This is a genomic window from Parenemella sanctibonifatiensis, assembly GCF_002250565.1.
Lineage (GTDB): Bacteria > Actinomycetota > Actinomycetes > Propionibacteriales > Propionibacteriaceae > Parenemella > Parenemella sanctibonifatiensis.
This window is the reverse complement of the sequence record NZ_NMVJ01000001.1, coordinates 22,838-40,448: the sequence shown is the minus strand read 5'-3', so window position 1 is coordinate 40,448 and position 17,611 is coordinate 22,838. Positions and strand designations below refer to the sequence as shown.

The window sequence follows — 17,611 nt, the reverse complement described above, 5'->3', positions numbered from 1 at the left end:
TGAAATTTCAGCGACCGGTTCGGCCTGCACACCGCGTCCGAATGGGGTCGCTCAGTAGGGTGAAGCGTGTGATTCCAGGACTGCTGCCGCTTGCGGACGACGCCGCCACGACCTGGCCCGCTGCCGTCACCGACCGGATCGCTGCCGGCGCCGGTGACCGGGGCCTGTCGATCTATTGGCACGTGCCGTTCTGCGCGACCCGCTGCGGCTACTGCGACTTCAACACCTACACCCCGCGTGAACTCGATGAGGTGCCCGGGACCGGGCCGGCCAGCTATCTGGCCGCAGCGCTGGTCGAGTTGCGGCGGGCCCGAGAACTGCTGGGCGAGGTCGGGCCGGTGCGGACCGTCTTTGTCGGCGGCGGCACCCCGACCCTGCTCAGCTCGGCCCAGCATGCCCAGCTGCTGGCCACGATCCAGGCCGAGTTCGGCCTCGCGCCGGGCGCCGAGGTCACCACCGAGGCCAACCCGGAGACGCTCAGCCCGCGTTATCTGACCGAACTGCGCGAGGCCGGTTACACCCGCCTGTCGATGGGGATGCAGTCGGCGGTGCCGCACGTGCTGGCGACCCTGGAACGGCGCCACACCCCGGGCCGCGCACTGGAGGCGGTGCGGTGGGCGCGGGCAGCCGGCTTCGAATCCATCAGCCTGGACCTGATCCATGGCACCCCGGGTGAGTCTGCGCAGGACTGGCGTACGTCGGTGGAGGCCGTCATCGAGGCCGACACCGACCACGCATCGGCGTACGCGCTGATCGTTGAGCCGGGCACCCGGCTGGCGGCCCAGATCCGCCGCGGCCAGATGCCGCCACCCGATGATGACGACCAGGCCGACAAGTACCTGCTGGCCGAGGAGCTGTTCGCGCAGGCGGGCTATCAGGCGTACGAACTGTCGAACTGGGCCAAGGAGGGCCACGCCTGCCGGCACAACCTCGCCTATTGGCGCGGTGACCACTGGTGGGGGATCGGACCGGGCGCGCACAGCCACGTCGCCGGGGTGCGCTGGTGGAACGTCAAGCATCCGCGCGCGTACGCCGACCGGGTCGCCGTCGGCCTGCCGATCGAGGACCACGAGGTGCTCAGCGATGAGGACACCTATGTGGAGAAGGTGATGCTGGAGTTGCGGCTCGCGGCCGGGCTGCGGATCGCCGACCTACGCGAGGAGGGGCAGCGGCAGGTGCCCGACCAGATCGATCGGGGACTGCTGCAGATGGTCGAGGACCGGATCGTGCTGACCCAGCGAGGCAGGCTGTTGGCAGACGCGGTCATCCGCTCGCTGCTGCCCTGACCAGCACCGCTGTCAGAGCGCCAAACGGCGAGACATTCAGAGCGCCAAACGGCGAGACATTCAGAGCGCCAAACGGCGACGCTTCTCCACGAGTTGGAAGCCTTCCCGCTCGAAGGCGCGAGTGTCCTCATCCTCGGCCCACTGGTGTCGGTCATAGAACTTGCTGGCCAGTCGGTTGCCGTCAAGCACCCACAGGGTGACCTCGGTGTAGCCCATCTTCCTCATCCGCGCGATTGCCTCGGTGTGCAATGCGTGGCCCACTCCGGTGCCCCACAGGCCCGAATTGACGTAGATCGCCACGATCTCGGCGGTGTCGGCGGTGGCATCCTCGTCCCGGCTCGGACGCACGTGACAGACACCCACGACGTCGCCACCGAGCTCGGTGACCAGCACGAACTCTCGCTCATCGAGCGTGCTGAGGACGCCCTCCCAGTGCGGGAGCCGTTCCCTCGGGTCGAGGTTGTCGAGGTAGGCCTGCGGCATCAATCCGGTGTAGGCGTCCTGCCAGCCGCGCGTGAGCACCTGGGCAATGCCGAGGGCGTCCTCGGCACGAGCGTCGCGGAGTTCGGACACAAGATTCTCTTTCCATCGCTCTGTCAGGCGGCCGGCCGGGCCGCTCGGGATGAGTCGAACATTACAGGCAGCGGCCGGCGAGCTCATCCCCGGCCGACTAGCTGGATGTGCCCCGGCAGGGTTCGGCGGACGACACCATTGACAATTGTCTGACTGGTCAGTCAAACTATTGCCATCCCGATCCGCAGGAGTTGATCCCGATGGCGCGCACGGCAGACCCGCAACGCTCGGCCCAGCGACGGCAGGCGCTGGTGGACATGGCGGCGGTGATGTTCGCCGAACGCGGTTTCGAGGAGACCAGCGTCGCCGACGTTGCCCGCGGCGCGGGAGTGAGCCCGGCCAGCGTCTTCTATTACTTCGGGGACAAGCCCGCACTGTTCCGTGCCATCTTCGTCGAGGACGGCCCCAAGGTCCGCGCGGTGCTGGATCGGTACGCCGACCGGCCGCCGACCGAGGCGATCCTGTCCATCCTTGATGAGCTTGTCGCCGATGCGGACTCGCCGTTGGCTCTTGGCTTGGTGATCGAACTGATGCGACGGGTTCGGCACGACTCCGAGCTGCTCGCCGTTGTCGAGGCGACCGATGCCACCACGCGCGACGAGCTCACCCGTCATGTCGCCCGCGGCATCGCTGCCGGGGAGATCGATCCGGCGCTCGACCCGGCTGAGACTGCGGCCTGGCTGCAGTCGCTGTGTGACGGCTGCTTCCTCAGTGGCGCCGAGGGAGGGCCGCCGGCCGCGAAGCTGCGCCGGACTGTCGCGGCCTACCTGGCTGTCGGGGTCTCCCATGGCTGAGGCGAGAACCGATCACGTCGAGGTCGACCATGTCGCGGCCGGCGGTGGCTGGGTGGTGGCCTTCGCGGCTGTCGGTGCGATCGCCGGCGTGCTGCTGGGGCTGCTGGCGGCGCCGGCCGCCAGCTGGCTGATCGGCCTGTTCGGAGAGGCGCCGATCGTGTTGCGGATCCCGGCTGCCTTCCCGCCGGTCATCGCGGCTCCGGTGCTGGCGGTGGTTGGCCTGGTTGCTGGTGCTCTGCTGGGGCAGGGCTGGCGTGCGGAGGTCGGCAGCGTCGACGTCACGGCCGAGGACCTGACCTGGCACGCTGCCAAGCGATCCCGCCGGTTTGCCCGCGAGGAGATCGCGGAGATCTTCCACGACGGCGGCGAACTGGTCATCGTGGGTGACGGGGGAGTCGAATTGGCCCGAGCCGAGCTCGATGACGTGCTGGTGTCAGCGCTGGGGCGGGCACTGCGACGGGCCGACTATCCCTGGCTGGGCACCGGCGACCCACGCGAAGGTCAGTACACCACCTGGGTCGAAGGTGATCCCGAGCTTCCGGAAGCGGTTCAGGCCCTGCTGGCGGCACGGCGACGGGCCCGTGAGGACAAGCGACGCGGCGAGGCCGAGGAGTTGGCTGGGCAGTTGGTCGGGGTCGGCGTGGTGGTGCGTGACCGGCGCGGTACCCAACAGGTCCGTCGGCTGGACTGACACGTCGGGTCTCAACTTGGTAACGAGCCATGGAAAGCACTTCCCGGTGACGCTTGCCCGCAATAGCGTCGAACTGATCCAGAGAGTTTCAGTCAAAGGAGCTGCTTTCATGGGCATCACATCCTCCATCAGTCGTCGCCAGATTTTGGGCGGTGCCGCCGGGCTCGGCCTGGCTGCCACCGGGGTGGCTGCCTGTTCCACCGACGCCGATCCGGGCGCAGGGGGTGGCAACGCCGGCGGCGGTGGCGCGCAGTCCACCGACGACAGCCTGCCGACCTACACCCCGTACGGAAACGTCGAACCGGACCTGCCGGGCGATCCCGAGCAGGGGGTCCCAGCGGCGTACTACCACTTTCCCGAGATCACCGACATGCCCGGCATCCCGCTGCCGCAGACCGAGCCGTTCAGCTACCTCGCCGAGGGATCGGTCGCGCAGACGCCGCGGCCGGGCAACCGCTGGTACGAGCAGTTCGCCACCGACATGGGCAACCAGTTCGAGATCATCATCGGCGGGTACGCCGAGTATCGCGACAAGTTTGCCGTCACCCTGGCCGGTAATGACCTGCCCGACCTGATGATGATCATGCCGGTGCCGCAGATGGAATCGATGATGGAGTCGAAGTTCCACGACCTCACTCCGTATCTGAGCGGCGACAACGTGCAGGAGTATCCGTCGCTGGCTGCGCTGCCCAGCGCAGTCTGGAAGGTGTCGTCGTTGAACGGTCGACTGTGGGGCGTCACCCGACCCACGGTCGCGATCAGCAGCCAGATCAACGTCTGGAGCGACGACATGGAGAGCATTGGTCTGGCCGCGGACCCGGAGCCGGCCAACGGTGAGGAACTGCTCGACATGTTCAAGGAGATGACCGGGGGCGGGAAGTTTGCCCTCGGCGCCGATCCGGTGATCACCCTGCTCAACCCGGCGCTGCAGATGTGCGGGGCGCCGAACGGCTGGACCGTGTCCGATGACGGCACCTTCACCCACGCCTACGAGACCGAGGCCTACAGCCAGGCCCTGGAGGTCTCCGCGGAGATGTTCGCTGCCGGCATCCTGCATCCCGACTCGATCAGCAACCCGGACGGGAAGTCCGGCTGGTACCGCGAGGGCGTCACCCGCGCCTTCTACCAAGGCTTCTCGGCCTGGGGCTACACCACCGTCAACCACAAGGGTCGCCGCCAGAGTTACATCCGGCTACCGAAGTGGGACGGCGGCGGCGCCGCCCCGCACTACCGCGCCGGCGGTGGCTATCCCGAGTTCACCGCGATCTCCAAGGCGGTCAGCGAGGATCGGGTGCGGGAACTGCTGCAGATCTTCAACTACATTGCCGCCCCGTTCGGCACCCGGCAGTATCTCACCGGCGAGTACGGCGTCGAGGGCGTCCATTACGACCTCGACGGCACTGATCCGGTGATCCGGTCCGAGCCGCGTACGGCTGACATGATCGGCGGGCTGGGGTACGCCGGGCGTACCAGCTTGTTCGACATCTACATCCCGGGCTACGACGACGTCGCGACCAGGATGCACGAGTACGTGAGTGAGTTCCTGCCGACCGCCATCCCCGATGCCTCGCTGGGCCTGTTCTCGGAGGCCTGGACCTCGGAGCGAGCCAAGTTCACATCGCGTATCAAGGACCTGCACACCTCGATCATCCGAGGTCTGGAGAGCCCGGATGCGTGGGCCAGTTTCGTCAGCAAGGAATGGACGCCGGCCGTCGGTGACCCGTCCCGGGAACAGTTCCAGGAGGCGGCCGCGGCCCAGGCCTGAGGCTGACCCGTGGTCCGACCTGTTCTCACCTGACCTACGATCCGATCATCACCCCCTGAGCTCACACAAAGGAGTCTGCTCATGATCAAGCGTCGAACTGTGCTGGGAGGGTTGGCCGTTTCCGGGCTGGCCGCGACCGGCTTCACCCGAGTGGCCGAGGCCGGCCCCCTGGCACCACGCCAGCTGCGGCCGGCCCAGGTCGTCACCGACCTGCCGCCCGAGGACCTCGCCGAAGGTGAGATCACCTTCAGCACTGGCTTCGAGGACGCCAGCGAGGACTGGTACCTCACCGACCAGGCTTCTCGCACCACCGACAACCCGTACGCCGGCGACCATGCGCTCACGATCGCGCGCGAGGACGCATCGGTCTATCTGACCTCTCAGACCGAACTGCCCTTCGTGCCCGGCACTGAGTATGTCCTGCAGGCCCGGATGCGCGCCGAGAACCTGTCCCGGACCGACAGCGCCGACGGTGCCCGGATGGCACTGGAGGCCTACGATGCCGCGGGCAAGTGGATCTATGGCCGCTACGGCAAGGGCATCCAGACTGAGGACTGGGCATTCCAGGAGCTCGTCTTCGCGCCCACCGCGGTGGTGTCGGGGCTGCGGCTGACCCTCTTCCTCACCACCGGCGTGACCGGTGCGGCGTACTTCGATGAGGTGGTGGTGCGCGAGGCGGCCCCCGCCCCGTTCGCGACCGCGTTGATCAGCCCCAGCTATCGCGGGCTGGTGATCCCCGGCGACCACGACGAGGTGCGGCTGCAGGCCAGACTCGGTCTCACTGAGGAGGCGTTGGCGAAGTATCGGCTGCGCATCGAACTGGTCTCCGGTAGCACCGTGGTGACGGCCGACGAGGGGCCGGCTGAGGCCGACACCGTCTTCACCCACCCCGCAACTGGGTTGGCCGCAGGCGACTACCAGGTGCGGATCGCGCTCCTGGATGCCGCCGGCGCCGAGGTCGCCACCGACAGCTGGCCGATCACGGTGCTGGCCGACGGCGATCCGCTGCCGCAGCGCTGGGTGGACCGGCACGGCCGGCTGCACCACACCGCCGACGGTGTGGACGAGTTGGAACTGCCGCTGGGCTTCTTCACCTCCGGGCACCCGGTCGAGCACATGGAGTTGCTGCAGGGCACCGCCTTCACCAACGTGATGTCCTACGGCGAACCGACCCAGGCGGCCCTGGACCTCTACGCCGAGCACGGACTGCAGGTGATCGGGTCGATCAAGGACTGCTTCTTCGGTGAGCCCTACTGTCCGCCGGAGATCACCTCGGTGGCCGACGAGGTGCCCTACATCACCGCGCTGGTGGAGCAGTACAAGGACCACCCAGCGCTGCTGGCCTGGTACATCCAGGACGAGCGCGACCCCAAGATCTACGGGGACCGGTTGATGGACCACTACGCCGCGGTCGTGGCGGCCGACCCGGACCATCCGGTGCTGGCCGTCGACTACCGCCGGCCCCCGGCCCACATCCAGATGCGCGCCACCGATGCCTTCGGTGTGGACAACTATCCGATCACCGGCACGCCCACCAACAAGCTGGAACAGGCCGGTGCCCTGGCTGCCGACGCCCGGGCCAACTTGCCGCACCGGATGATGTGGCACGTGCCCCAGTCATTCGGGTGGAGTGCCTATCCGCCCAGTGTCGGCCGGCCGCCAACGACCGAGGAACTGCGCTCGATGTGCTGGCAGTACATCTGCTCCGGGGCGACCGGCCTGTTGCTCTACAGCCTGCACAACATGGACGACATGGTGGGTGACCTCACGCTGGAGGAAGCCTTCGGTCGGGCGCAGACGGTCGCAGACGAGATCGTGGAGCGCCGCGATCTGATCCTGTCGGTGGAGCAGCCGCCCCAGGTCAGCGCCACCGAGAATCGCAAGGTGTTCTGGACCACCCGCACGCTGGGCGGTCGGGGTCACCTGATCGTGGTGAGCGCGGACCAGTTCGAGCCGCAGGAGATCACCTTCACCGCTCCCGGTGCGGTGGTGGTGTCGTCGTCCACGGGGCGCCGGCTGGTGCCGGAGGCGGACAGTTCCTTCACCGTCACCCTGGATCCGCTCCAGGTGCAGTGGCTGGAGTTCCCGCTGCGGCGCGGCTGATCGGCGTACGCCGGCGGCGGCGTTAGCCTGCCCCTGTGTCTCCCAATCGACCTGTGTCTCCCAATCGACCTGTGTCTCCCAATCGACCTGGGCTTCGCAACCAGCCCGCCCGCGACCGCTATCAAGGTGACGTGCTCGCCCGCGGTGCCGACGGCAGCAATTGGCGTACCGCCCACATGACCAAGTCGACCCCCACGGTGGTGGAGGTCGACATGGTCGTGGAGGTGCCCGCCGATGACTTCGTCGGCGCCGTGGTGCGGTGGGAGAACGGTCTGGTGGTGTTGGAGGACCGCAGGGGCAAGAAGCGCAGCTTTCCGCTCGGCCCCGGTTTCCTGCTGGAAGGTGTCCCGGTCGCGCTGGAGGCGCCGAAACGGCGGCTCGCCAGGCCGACCCACAGCGCGTCGGGGTCCCGGCTCGGCTCCGGGCCACAACAGGCCAAGACCGCGCTGCCGAGCCGGATCTACGTCGAGGGGCGCCACGATGCCGAGCTGGTCGAGAAGGTGTGGGGTGATGACCTGCGTCATGTCGGCGTGGTCGTGGAATACCTCGAAGGCATCGATGACCTGCCCACGATTATCACCGAGTTTGACCCGAGTCCGGGCCGGCGGCTCGGGGTGCTGGTCGACCACCTGGTTGAGGGCAGCAAGGAGTCCCGGATTGCCGCCGAGGTGGCGCGCGGGCCGTGGGGTGGCCTCGTGATGGTCACTGGCCATCCCTTCATCGACATCTGGGAGGCGATCCGGCCGCAGCGGGTCGGGCTGCAGGAATGGCCGCGGATTCCGCGTGGCCAGGACTGGAAGACCGGCATCAGCGAGGCGCTGGGGCGACCGGTCCGGGAGCAGCGCGACATCGCTGAGACCTGGCGACTGCTGCTGTCCCGGGTGGGGTCGTGGAAGGACCTCGACACCCGGCTGTTGACCGAGGTGGAGCGGCTCATTGACTTTGTCACTGAGTGAATCGCCTGTCACTGGGTGACGGGGGCTTGCCGCGAGGCCGTCCGGCAACCACGATGGGGGTGTGGACACCGAGGCAGTGCTGACACTGCTCCAAGAAACAGCAGCGCAGGTCATCAATCCCCGCTTCCAGGCGCTCGTCGAGGGCGAGGTGAGCGAGAAGAAGCCCGGCGACTACGTGACCGTCGCTGACCGCGAGGCCGAGGAGATGATCACCGACCGGATCCGGGACGCCCTGCCCGACGTGTTGGTGGTGGGGGAGGAGGCCACCGCGGCACGCCCCGAACTGTTGGTCGACCTCGGGCTGGCCGACCACGCCTTCATCCTCGACCCGATCGATGGCACCCGAAACTTCGTCAACGGCAGCCGCGACCATGCCGTCATGCTCGCTGAGGTGCGCTCGGGGGAGACGGTACGCGCCTGGATCTGGCAGCCGCAGTGGGAGCGGTCCTGGGTCGCCGAGAAGGGCGGCGGTGTCATGCTCGACGGCAAGCCGCTGACTGCTGCCGATCCGGTGGCGCCGTGGCACGGGCGTACCAGCGCCAAGGAACTGATGCACACCGAAACCGCCGAGGTACGCCGGATTCCGTGGTCAACGAGCTGCTGCGGCGTCGACTATCCGATGGTGGCCGCCGGCGAGGAGGACTTCCTGGCGTACCGCACTCGGCTGATGCCCTGGGACCACCTGCCCGGCGTCCTGATGGTGCGCGAGATGGGTGGCATCGCCCGGACCGTCTCCGGCCTCGAATACGAGGTCGGCATCCTCGACACCTCCTTGGTGGTGGCCCGCAACGAGGACATCTGGCATGCGGTCGCCAAGTTGGGCCGGGTCGCCGGACTCGACAACCGGCGCTGACGCCTCAGGCCTGCTCCTTCAGACTCCGAAGAGGGGCAGGTGGGTACGCGGCACCACACCCCGGGCGGCGAGTTCGGCGTAGGCCAGATCCAGACCGGTGTCCCAGACCTCATCGGGCAGATCGATGTCGGGGGCGTCGGCGTCCTCGGTGATCGCCCGGCGGGCATCCTCCCGCTTGACCCCGGAGGAGATCAGGTGTTCGGCCTCACCGAACAGACCAGCCAGATCGGCCCGTCGCAGGAAGAGTTCCTGCTTGCCCAGCGGCTTGCCGCGGGCCGGCACCGCCACGCCGGCCTCGCTCATCAGACCCATCACCCCGTCGATTGCCGACGGCCAGGTGCTCAGGGTGGAGTCGCGGTCCAACCGCGGGTGGGCACCACCGACCAGGTCACCGACGAGCGCCACCCCGGCGGCCGGGACGTGGACGACCACATCACCGGCGGTGTGGGCCTTGCCGAAGAAGCACGCCTCGAGGCGGTGGCGGTCGATGACGCCTTCCGCGCCGGTGCTGCCGTCTGCGGCAACAGCGGTGATGAGGCCGAAGGTCTGCAGGGCTGGCAATTCCAGGTCGGGCAGCTCGGCGTCCTCGTGGGCAAGGATCGGCAGATCCGCGAAAGCCGCCAGGCCGCCGGTCTGCTCGGGGTGGCCGTGGCTGAGGATCACCTGGACCACCGGCGTGCCGGCGGCCTCCCACTGGTCGCGCAGGTGCCGTCCGGTGGTCTGGTCCGCGCCGGTGTCGACCAAGGTGACGCCGGTCGGGGTGACGACGGCCGCCACCACCAACGAGTCCTCGGGGCGTACGTCGCGAGTCGCGACCCGCGTGTCAGTTGTCGTGTCGCCCTGCCAGGACCAGCCCTCGGGCAGCTCGGTCGGACGGGTATCGGTACTGGAATCCGGTGTGTCCACAGTGCCAGTGTGTCAGTTGTACACTGGCACTCGCTCGCGGCGAGTGCCAAGGGCCGGGAGCTGCCGTCAGCACCAACGGGAACGGAGGAGGAGAGATGGTCGACAACCGCAGGCTGCGGGTGCTGCACGCCATCGTCACCGACTACGTCTCCAGCCGGGAACCGGTCGGTTCCAAGGCTCTGGTCGACCGCCACAACCTGCAGGTGTCGCCGGCGACGGTCCGCAATGACATGGTCGCGCTGGAGGAGGAGGGCTACATCACCCAGCCCCACACCAGCGCCGGTCGGATCCCCACCGACAAGGGTTATCGGCTCTTCGTCGACCAACTTGCCCAGGTCAAGCCACTCAGCGCCGCCGAGAAGCGTGCGATCGCCAGCTTCATGTCCGGCGCCGCCGACATGGACGAGATCATCACCCGCACCGTACGCCTGCTGGCGCAGGTCACCCAGCAGGTCGCGATGGTGCAGTACCCGCAGCTGTCGACCGCGACCGTACGCCACGTCGAGCTGGTGGAACTGACCGCCGAACGGGCGATGGTGATCCTGGTGCTGTCCTCGGGGTCGGTCAGCCAACGCCCCTTCGAACTGCCCGCTCCGGTGGCCGGCGCCGACTCCGTCGAGGACCAGCTGGCTCGATTGCGGCACCGCATCAACGCCGCGCTGGTGGGGCTCACGCCTCACCAGGTGCCCGGCAAGATCGCGCACCTGCTGGCGGACGCCGCGCCGGAAGACACGGCGCTGACGTCGCTGACGGTGGCCGCGCTGACCGACATGATCGAGGCGTCCAGCACGACCAAGATCGTGGTCGGGGGTGTCCCCAACCTCACTGGTTTCGGAGCCGAGTTCGAGACCCGGGTGCGGCCGGTGCTGGAGGCCCTCGAGGAACAGGTGGTGCTGCTGCACCTGTTGGGCGAGGCGCATCAACCCGACCAGGTCACGGTGCGGATCGGCACCGAGATCCCCTACGAAGAGCTGCAGGCGACCTCGATCGTCAGCGCCGCCTACGGTGCCGACGACGACAGCTGGGCCAATCTCGGTATCGTCGGCCCGACCCGCATGGACTATCCCTCCACCATGGCCTCGGTGCGCGCGGTTGCGCGTTACCTGGGCCGTTTCCTGTCCGAAGGATGAGAACTGTTGACTGATTACTACGAGCTCCTCGGGGTCGAGCGTGACGCCAGCGCCGACCAGATCAAGAAGGCCTACCGCAAGGCCGCGATGCGGGTGCACCCTGACGTCGCCCCGGGGCCGGATGCTGCCGAGAAGTTCAAGCAGGTCAACGAGGCGTACGAGGTCCTCAGCGACTCGGAGAAGCGCAGCATCTATGACCGCGGCGGCGACCCGCGTGCGGCCCGGGGTGGTGGCGGCTACGGCGGTGGCGGCTTCGGCGGCTTCCAGAGCGCCGGCTTCGGCGAGGGCTTCGACGTCAACGACCTGTTCGGTGCCATGTTCGGGCAGGGCGCCGGCGGCCGCGGGCCCCGGTCGCGTACCCGGCGTGGTCAGGACGCGCTGGTCCGGCTGGAGCTGGACCTGTCGGAGGCGGCGTTTGGCGTCACGAAGCCGCTGCGGGTCGACACCGCGGACACCTGCAGCGTCTGTCAGGGCAGCGGCGCCGCCGAGGGATCCGAACCGCAGACCTGTGAGACCTGCCACGGGCACGGCGAGATCGTGCAGGTGCAGCGGTCCTTCATCGGCGACATCCGCACCTCCCAGCCCTGCCCGACCTGCCGCGGCTACGGCACCGTCATCCCCAACCCCTGCCTCGAGTGCGACGGCGAGGGCCGGGTGCGCACCAGCCGCACCATCAACGTCAAGATCCCCGCGGGTGTCGCGACCGGCAACCGGGTGCACCTGGACGGCAAGGGCGAGGCCGGCCCGGGCGGCGGCCCCAACGGTGACCTGTACGTCGAACTGCTGGTGCGCCAGCACCCGACCTTCAAGCGGGAGGGCGACAACCTGGAGATGGTGTGCCGGCTTCCGATGACCGCGGCGGCGCTCGGCACCGAGATCACCATCGACACCCTCGAGGCCGACCTGCCCGCCAGCGACGAACAGGACCGCACCGTACGCCTGGAGGTCCCCGCCGGCACTCAGTCCGGGACCCGGCTGGTGGTGCGGGGCCGCGGCATCCCGCGGTTGCGCGGTTCGGGGCGCGGTGAGCTCGGCGTCACGCTGCTGATCCAGACCCCCACCAAGCTCAACGACCGGCAGCGGGAGCTGCTGCAGGAGTTCGCCCGGGAACGCGACGAGTTGGACGCCGACGGGGCAACCGTGTCGAGCAAGGAGCACAAGGAGCACAAAGGCTTCTTCGACAAGATCCGCGACGCCTTCAACTGAGCCGTGAGCTTCCCCGTCTTCCTCGCCGAACTTCCGGTCCAGGCCGCGCCCGGGATGCGCTGTGAGCTGACCGGGCCGGAGGGTCGCCATGCCGCGGTGGTCCGCCGGATCGAGGTCGGCGAGACGATCGTCATCGCCGACGGCGCCGGCGCCGCCGTGCAGGGGCAGGTCGTCGAGAGCTCCAAGCAGGGCCTCACCATCCGAATCGAGGAGGTGCTGGAGCCGGCCAGCCCGGGGCCGCGGATCGTGGCGGTGCAGGCGCTGGCCAAAGGCGACCGCTCCGACCTGGCCGTGGAGCTGATGACGGAGGTGGGCGTCGCTGCCATCCTGCCGTGGCAGGCGCAGCGATCGATTGTTCGTTGGAGCGGCGAGCGCGGCGACAAGGCCCGCGCGAAGTGGCAGGCCACCGCCCGGGAAGCCACCAAGCAGTCGCGCCGTTGGTGGGTGCCCGAGGTGGAGCCCGTGGTGAAGCTGGCCGGACTGGTGAAGCGGGTGCGGCAGGCGGACCGCAGCTTCCTGCTCCACGAGGAGGCGACGACCTGGTTGCCGTCGCTGGGCGCGTCCGGCGAACAGCTCGGCGGGGACGCCGAGGTGGTGGTCATCATTGGCCCGGAGGGTGGCATCACGGAGGAGGAGCGCGCGGCTCTGGTGGCGGCCGGTGCGGAGCCGGTGCTGCTCAACGATGGCGTCCTGCGCACCTCCACTGCCGGCGGTGTGGCGGTGGCCCACCTGCGCCGTCCCTGACGGGGGCGCCGCCGGCGCTGACACGCCGTAATGGGAGGATGGTGCTTATGAAGAAGTCCCTGGCAAAGATTGCTCTGGCCGCAGCGATGACCACGCTCACGCTGCCGGCGCTGACCGCGTGCACGTCGACCTCGTACACGTGCTCGGACAACGCCTGCGAAATTTCACTGTCCGGGGATGGCGCGAGCACCACCATCCAGATCAACAATCAGGACACCGAGGTGACCGCCGTGGCGTACGCCGAGGGTCACGCCGAGTTCACCATCGGTGCGGATTCCTACAGCCTCGACGTGAACCAGTCCGAGACCGGTGCCGGTTTTGAGGTCACGGTGCTGGAGGCCACCAGCGACTCGATGAAGATCCGGATCGGCGGCGCCTGATCGCACGCGTCTGATCGCACGCGTCTGATCGCACTCGCCTCAACGGACCCGACCCAGCCCGTCCCGCTGCCTGCGGGGCGGGCTGTCGCGTAGGCTGGCGCGCCGTGAACCCGTTTGGATTTGAGGTCGACACCCGGCTGCCCGACAGCCCCGGTCGGGCCGGAGTCATCACCACCCCGCACGGTCCCATCGCCACGCCCGCCTTCATCCCGGTGGGCACCAAGGCGACCGTCAAGGCAGTGCTGCCCGACACCGTCGCCGGGCTGGGCGGCCAGGCGGTGCTCGCCAACGCCTATCACCTCTATCTGCAACCCGGCTCCGACATCGTCGACGAGGCCGGCGGACTGGCCGCCTTCATGAACTGGCGCGGCCCGACCTTCACCGACTCCGGCGGCTTCCAGGTGATGAGCCTGGGCGCCGGGTTCAAGAAGGTGCTGGCGATGAACACCGCGGGACTGGCCAATGACGACGTGATAGCCGAGGGCAAGGAACGCCGCGCCCTGGTCGACGACGACGGGGTCACCTTCAAGTCCCATCTGGACGGCACCCAGCACCGCTTCACCCCGGAGGTTTCGATGCGGGTGCAGCACGAGCTGGGCGCCGACATCATCTTCGCCTTCGACGAACTCACCACGCTGATGAACACCCGGCGCTACCAGGAGGAGGCGCTGGACCGCACCACCCGGTGGGCGCTGCGCTGCCTGAGCGCGCACGCCGCCCTCACCGCCCAGCGTCAGCATCGGCCCTATCAGGCGCTGTTCGGTGTCATCCAGGGCGCCCAGTACGAGGATCTGCGCCGCCAGGCCTGCCGCGACCTGGCCCTGATGGAGGATCCCGACAGCGGCCAGCGGTTCGACGGCTTCGGCGTCGGCGGGGCCTTGGAGAAGGAAAATCTGGGCACCATCGTCGGCTGGTGCAGCGACGAGTTGGACCGTCACGACGGCGACCGGCCCCGGCCCCGCCACCTGCTGGGGATCTCCGAACCCGAGGACGTCTTCGCGGCGGTCGAGGCCGGCGCGGACACCTTCGACTGTGTGCAGCCCTCCAGGGTGGCCCGCAACGCCGCCGTCTACACCGACCGGGGCCGCTTCAACGTCAACACCGCCGCCCACCGACGCGCCTTCGCGCCCATCGACGAGGAATGCGACTGCTACACCTGCCAGCACTACACCCGGGCGTACCTGCATCACCTCTTCAAGGCCAAGGAGATGCTGGCCTCGACGCTGGCGACCATCCACAACGAGCGCTGGACCGTACGCCTGGTGGACCGGATCCGGGCAGCGCTGCGGGCCGGTGACTTCGACGCCTTCCGCGATGAATTCCTGGCGGGCTGGACGCCACCGAACCGATCCAACTGAGCCGAGCCGGTCCAACCGGGACCCGAGGAAAACGGTAGTCTGGCCGCGTCAACGACGAGGAGAATCCCCATGCGGATTGCGTACATCGACCATCACCTGCGCCAGTACCACAGCAAAGTGTTCACCCAGGCCTTCCGGGACCTGATCCCTGACCTGGAGTTGGTGGCCTACGAGTCGGATCCGTCCGAGGGCGAGGACTGGTGTCAGGAGTTCGGTGTCCAGCGCGCTGAGTCGGTCGCCGAGGCGCTGGAGGCTGCCGACGGCGTGGTGGTGATGGCACCGGACAACATCGAGGCCCATCCCGCGCTGCTGGAGCAGGTGCTGCCGGCCGGGCTGCCGACCGTGGTCGACAAGCTGTTGGCGCCGAGCATCGCCGAGGGCAACCGGCTGCTCGATCTGGCCCAACAGCACAACACCCCGATGGTGGCGGCATCCGGCCTGTCCCATGCTGAGGAGTTCGATGCGGTGGATCTCGACCCGACCGCCGTCGAGGCGGCGTGGGTGCGCGGTTACGGCAAGTGGGACCATTACGGCATCCACTCGGTCGCGGTGCTGCTGCGCATGGTCGGCACGCAGGTGCGCCGAGTGCGCAACATCGGCCGCGAGGGCGCCGCGCTGGTAGCGGTCGACCTGGGGGAGCGGTGGGGCAGCCTTGACTGCCGGGTCGGCGCCGAGCGGCAGTGGTCGGGCGGTTTCAAGGCTGTCGGAGCCGAGGAATACACCAAGGTCGACGTGGTCAACCCGGGCGGTTTCTACACCAACATGGTCAGCTGGTTCACGGACTTCCTGCGCGGTGAGGCGCCTGCCCACGACCGTGCGGACCTGATGGCGCCGGTGGCGATCATCGAGGGCGCCCAGCTGTCGGCAGCCCAGGACGGTGCCTGGGTCGACCTCGACCTGGCCTGAGGGCTCAGGCCCAAGCCTCGGTCAGGACTCCGTGCGGGCGAGCGCCTCCTGATAGCTGGGCTCGTGCCGCTTCATCACGCCGATCACCTTCGCGGTGACCGGCACCATGAGGAACTCCACCAAGGTCTTCCACAGGAAGCCGACGATCACATAGTTGGCGAACTGGCCCCAGCCGCTGATGCCGATGGCGGTCGCGGCGATGGCGCAGAAGACCACGGTGTCGGCGAATTCGCCGACACCGGTGGAGCCCATGATCCGGGCGACCAGATGCTTCTCCTGGGTGCGGCGCTTCATCGAGGCCATCACCCAGGCGTTCAGGCCCTGGCCCACGGCGAAGCCGGCCAGGCTCGCGGCGACGATCTGCCAGACCGGCCCCAGCGCGACCTCGAGGGCTTCCTGCTTGGCGAGGCCGTAGTCGTCGGTGAAACCGGGCAGCGCGATGATCGCCCAGAAGGTCAGCACGGCAAACAGGGCGGCCGAAAAGCCGAGGATGATGCTGCGCCGGGCCGCCTTCGGCCCGTACACCTCGGAGATCACGTCGCCCAGGATGTAGGCGAGCGGAAACAGGAAGAAGCCGCCGTCGGTGACCAACGGTCCGATCTGGACGCCCTTGGAGGCACCGATGTTGGACAGGATGATGACGACACAGACCCCGACGACCAGCAGGTCGTAGTGGCCGGTGCCGCGCTTGGCGTACGCCGGTGCAGTGACGGCGGAGGTAGTCGTGCTCACAAGCACGGCAGTGTAGCCCTTCCGGTTTGCCTGTCCGCATGGCAGGATCAGGCCATGACGGAGGAACAGCAGACCGCGCAGCCGGCTCGGCCCGGCTCCCGCGTCGGTGATGGGCACAGCAGTGACCAGCCCCAGAGCTGGCGGCACCGAGTCACCAGTCGGCGCTCGTCGCGACCCTATGAAGGGTTGCGGGAGGACAACGAACCGGTGGTCGACCGATTCTCGTCGCGGGCCGCCCACGAGGCGGTCTGTGACGACGAGGCAGCGGACCGCTGACCGTGCTCGTGGTCGGCGAGTCCCTCGTCGACGTCATCATGACACCGGGCGCGGCGCCGCAGCAGCGTCCCGGTGGGTCACCCTTCAACGTGGCACTGGGCATGGCGCGGTCCGGGCACCAGGTCACCTTTGCGACCGCGTTGGGGCAGGATCCGCAGGCCGACCTGATCCGAGCCGCGCTGCGTGAGACACCCGGGCCGCCGATCACGCTGCAGGAGACCCGGGTCAACGCCACCGCCCGTGCCACGGCGACGATCGGAGCCGATGGCGATGCGGACTATGACTTTGCGGTGGACTGGCGGCTCAACCCGGTCCAGCCGCCAGCGGGGGTCGAGCTGGTCCACGTCGGCTCCTTCGGGGCAGTGCTGGAGCCCGGCAGCCGGGCCGTACGCCAGCTGCTCCATGAGACCCGACAACTACCCAGCCGACCCCTCGTCAGCTACGACCCGAACGTCCGGCCGCCGTTGCTGGGGGACCCGGCCACCGCGCAGCACCGAGTGTCCCGGTTGGTGGCGCACAGCGACATCGTGAAGGTCTCCGAACAGGACCTGGCCTGGCTGGCGCCGGGGCAGGATCCGGTGACGGCGCTGACCGACTGGGCCGACTCGGCCACCGGTGCTGGCCCCGCGCTGCTGGTGCTCACCCGCGGCTCCGAGGGGGCGTACGCCCGCACCCGCGCCGGCGCCCAGGCTGAGGTCGCCGCGCCGCAGGTGGACGTGGTCGACACCATCGGTGCCGGTGACGCCTTCATGGTCGGCCTGCTGGCAGCCGTGCTGTCGGGAACTGACCCGGCGGGCCGCCGGGAAGCACTCGACCAGTGGGACAGCCGCGACCTCACAGCCGCCCTGATGAGTGGATCCGAACGGGCCGGGGCCAGTCTGATGGGTTCTGGAGCAATGCCTTACCCGTTTCGGGCCGAACAGGCTTAGCATGGGGTCCGAGAATCTACCTG

At 68.6% G+C, this 17,611-nt stretch carries 18 protein-coding genes; 15 read left to right on the top strand and 3 right to left on the bottom strand.

From position 1 onward, the window contains the following. The first annotated feature begins 71 nt into the window (after positions 1–71). Positions 72–1,286, top strand: a complete 1,215-nt coding sequence (gene hemW, locus CGZ91_RS00215) for a radical SAM family heme chaperone HemW (RefSeq protein ID WP_407670825.1) — start codon at positions 72–74, stop codon at positions 1,284–1,286. 60 nt (positions 1,287–1,346) lie between these two features. On the opposite strand, the gene CGZ91_RS00210 is transcribed toward hemW, so the two are convergent. Further along, on the bottom strand, positions 1,347–1,859 hold the full coding sequence (locus CGZ91_RS00210; RefSeq protein ID WP_179229145.1) for a GNAT family N-acetyltransferase: 513 nt from the start codon (positions 1,857–1,859) through the stop codon (positions 1,347–1,349). Positions 1,860–2,059: 200 nt separating this feature from the next. On the opposite strand from CGZ91_RS00210, the gene CGZ91_RS00205 reads away from it, so the two are divergent. The 6 genes from CGZ91_RS00205 to CGZ91_RS00180 all read left to right on the top strand — a co-directional run bounded on the left by CGZ91_RS00205 (position 2,060) and on the right by CGZ91_RS00180 (position 9,021). Next, positions 2,060–2,653, top strand: coding sequence for a TetR/AcrR family transcriptional regulator (locus CGZ91_RS00205; protein WP_094452020.1), 594 nt, complete (start codon positions 2,060–2,062; stop codon positions 2,651–2,653). Next, positions 2,646–3,344 (top strand): YqeB family protein, encoded by a 699-nt coding sequence (locus tag CGZ91_RS00200; protein ID WP_094452019.1) that lies wholly within the window; start codon positions 2,646–2,648, stop codon positions 3,342–3,344. The genes CGZ91_RS00205 and CGZ91_RS00200 overlap by 8 nt, the downstream gene beginning before the upstream one ends. A 109-nt stretch (positions 3,345–3,453) precedes the next feature. After that, a complete protein-coding gene (locus tag CGZ91_RS00195; protein ID WP_094452018.1) occupies positions 3,454–5,109 on the top strand; it encodes a type 2 periplasmic-binding domain-containing protein in 1,656 nt (551 codons plus the stop codon). Between the two features lie 81 nt (positions 5,110–5,190). Then, complete coding sequence (locus CGZ91_RS00190) at positions 5,191–7,212, top strand: glycoside hydrolase 5 family protein (protein WP_094452017.1); 2,022 nt, start codon at positions 5,191–5,193, stop codon at positions 7,210–7,212. A gap of 71 nt (positions 7,213–7,283) precedes the next feature. Continuing rightward, positions 7,284–8,168 carry a DUF3097 family protein gene (locus CGZ91_RS00185; protein ID WP_094452016.1) on the top strand — a complete coding sequence of 295 codons (885 nt, stop codon included), beginning with the start codon at positions 7,284–7,286 and terminating at the stop codon, positions 8,166–8,168. Positions 8,169–8,229: 61 nt separating this feature from the next. After that, complete coding sequence (locus CGZ91_RS00180) at positions 8,230–9,021, top strand: inositol monophosphatase family protein (protein WP_094452015.1); 792 nt, start codon at positions 8,230–8,232, stop codon at positions 9,019–9,021. Positions 9,022–9,039: 18 nt separating this feature from the next. Here the strand turns inward: CGZ91_RS00180 and CGZ91_RS00175 are convergent, their stop codons facing one another. Then, positions 9,040–9,927, bottom strand: a complete 888-nt coding sequence (locus tag CGZ91_RS00175) for an MBL fold metallo-hydrolase (protein ID WP_094452014.1) — start codon at positions 9,925–9,927, stop codon at positions 9,040–9,042. A gap of 95 nt (positions 9,928–10,022) precedes the next feature. Here CGZ91_RS00175 and hrcA point away from each other — a divergent pair, with 95 nt between their 5' ends. From hrcA to CGZ91_RS00145, 6 genes are all read left to right on the top strand, one after another. Beyond that, a complete protein-coding gene (hrcA, locus tag CGZ91_RS00170) occupies positions 10,023–11,057 on the top strand; it encodes a heat-inducible transcriptional repressor HrcA (protein ID WP_094452013.1) in 1,035 nt (344 codons plus the stop codon). A gap of 3 nt (positions 11,058–11,060) precedes the next feature. After that, entirely contained in the window at positions 11,061–12,263 is a 1,203-nt protein-coding gene (gene dnaJ / locus CGZ91_RS00165) for a molecular chaperone DnaJ (protein ID WP_094452012.1), read from the top strand. Positions 12,264–12,266: 3 nt separating this feature from the next. Next, complete coding sequence (locus CGZ91_RS00160) at positions 12,267–13,007, top strand: 16S rRNA (uracil(1498)-N(3))-methyltransferase (RefSeq protein WP_094452011.1); 741 nt, start codon at positions 12,267–12,269, stop codon at positions 13,005–13,007. 47 nt (positions 13,008–13,054) lie between these two features. Continuing rightward, the gene (locus tag CGZ91_RS00155) at positions 13,055–13,387 is read left to right on the top strand and encodes a hypothetical protein (protein ID WP_094452010.1); all 333 of its coding nucleotides are present in this window, start codon (positions 13,055–13,057) and stop codon (positions 13,385–13,387) included. 104 nt (positions 13,388–13,491) lie between these two features. After that, positions 13,492–14,745: a tRNA guanosine(34) transglycosylase Tgt gene (tgt, locus tag CGZ91_RS00150; protein WP_094452009.1), complete on the top strand. Its 1,254-nt coding sequence runs from the start codon at positions 13,492–13,494 to the stop codon at positions 14,743–14,745. A 69-nt stretch (positions 14,746–14,814) separates the two neighbouring features. Then, the gene (locus tag CGZ91_RS00145) at positions 14,815–15,651 is read left to right on the top strand and encodes a Gfo/Idh/MocA family oxidoreductase (protein ID WP_094452008.1); all 837 of its coding nucleotides are present in this window, start codon (positions 14,815–14,817) and stop codon (positions 15,649–15,651) included. 21 nt (positions 15,652–15,672) lie between these two features. On the opposite strand, the gene CGZ91_RS00140 is transcribed toward CGZ91_RS00145, so the two are convergent. After that, positions 15,673–16,428, bottom strand: coding sequence for a queuosine precursor transporter (locus CGZ91_RS00140; protein ID WP_407670824.1), 756 nt, complete (start codon positions 16,426–16,428; stop codon positions 15,673–15,675). Positions 16,429–16,437: 9 nt separating this feature from the next. On the opposite strand from CGZ91_RS00140, the gene CGZ91_RS00135 reads away from it, so the two are divergent. Together CGZ91_RS00135 and CGZ91_RS00130 are read left to right on the top strand one after the other, a co-directional pair. Further along, positions 16,438–16,659 (top strand): hypothetical protein, encoded by a 222-nt coding sequence (locus tag CGZ91_RS00135; protein ID WP_094452006.1) that lies wholly within the window; start codon positions 16,438–16,440, stop codon positions 16,657–16,659. Between the two features lie 2 nt (positions 16,660–16,661). Then, on the top strand, positions 16,662–17,588 hold the full coding sequence (locus CGZ91_RS00130; protein ID WP_094452005.1) for a carbohydrate kinase family protein: 927 nt from the start codon (positions 16,662–16,664) through the stop codon (positions 17,586–17,588). Positions 17,589–17,611: the final 23 nt, after the last annotated feature.

Excerpts from the sequence above, each read along its gene's own strand:
- CGZ91_RS00135 (WP_094452006.1), top strand. The coding sequence starts at position 16,438 with ATGACGGAGGAACAGCAGACCGCGCAGCCGGCTCGGCCCGGCTCCCGC.
- hrcA (WP_094452013.1), top strand. The coding sequence starts at position 10,023 with ATGGTCGACAACCGCAGGCTGCGGGTGCTGCACGCCATCGTCACCGAC.
- CGZ91_RS00155 (WP_094452010.1), top strand. The coding sequence starts at position 13,055 with ATGAAGAAGTCCCTGGCAAAGATTGCTCTGGCCGCAGCGATGACCACG.
- CGZ91_RS00145 (WP_094452008.1), top strand. The coding sequence starts at position 14,815 with ATGCGGATTGCGTACATCGACCATCACCTGCGCCAGTACCACAGCAAA.
- CGZ91_RS00195 (WP_094452018.1), top strand. The coding sequence starts at position 3,454 with ATGGGCATCACATCCTCCATCAGTCGTCGCCAGATTTTGGGCGGTGCC.
- CGZ91_RS00190 (WP_094452017.1), top strand. The coding sequence starts at position 5,191 with ATGATCAAGCGTCGAACTGTGCTGGGAGGGTTGGCCGTTTCCGGGCTG.
- CGZ91_RS00200 (WP_094452019.1), top strand. The coding sequence starts at position 2,646 with ATGGCTGAGGCGAGAACCGATCACGTCGAGGTCGACCATGTCGCGGCC.
- CGZ91_RS00205 (WP_094452020.1), top strand. The coding sequence starts at position 2,060 with ATGGCGCGCACGGCAGACCCGCAACGCTCGGCCCAGCGACGGCAGGCG.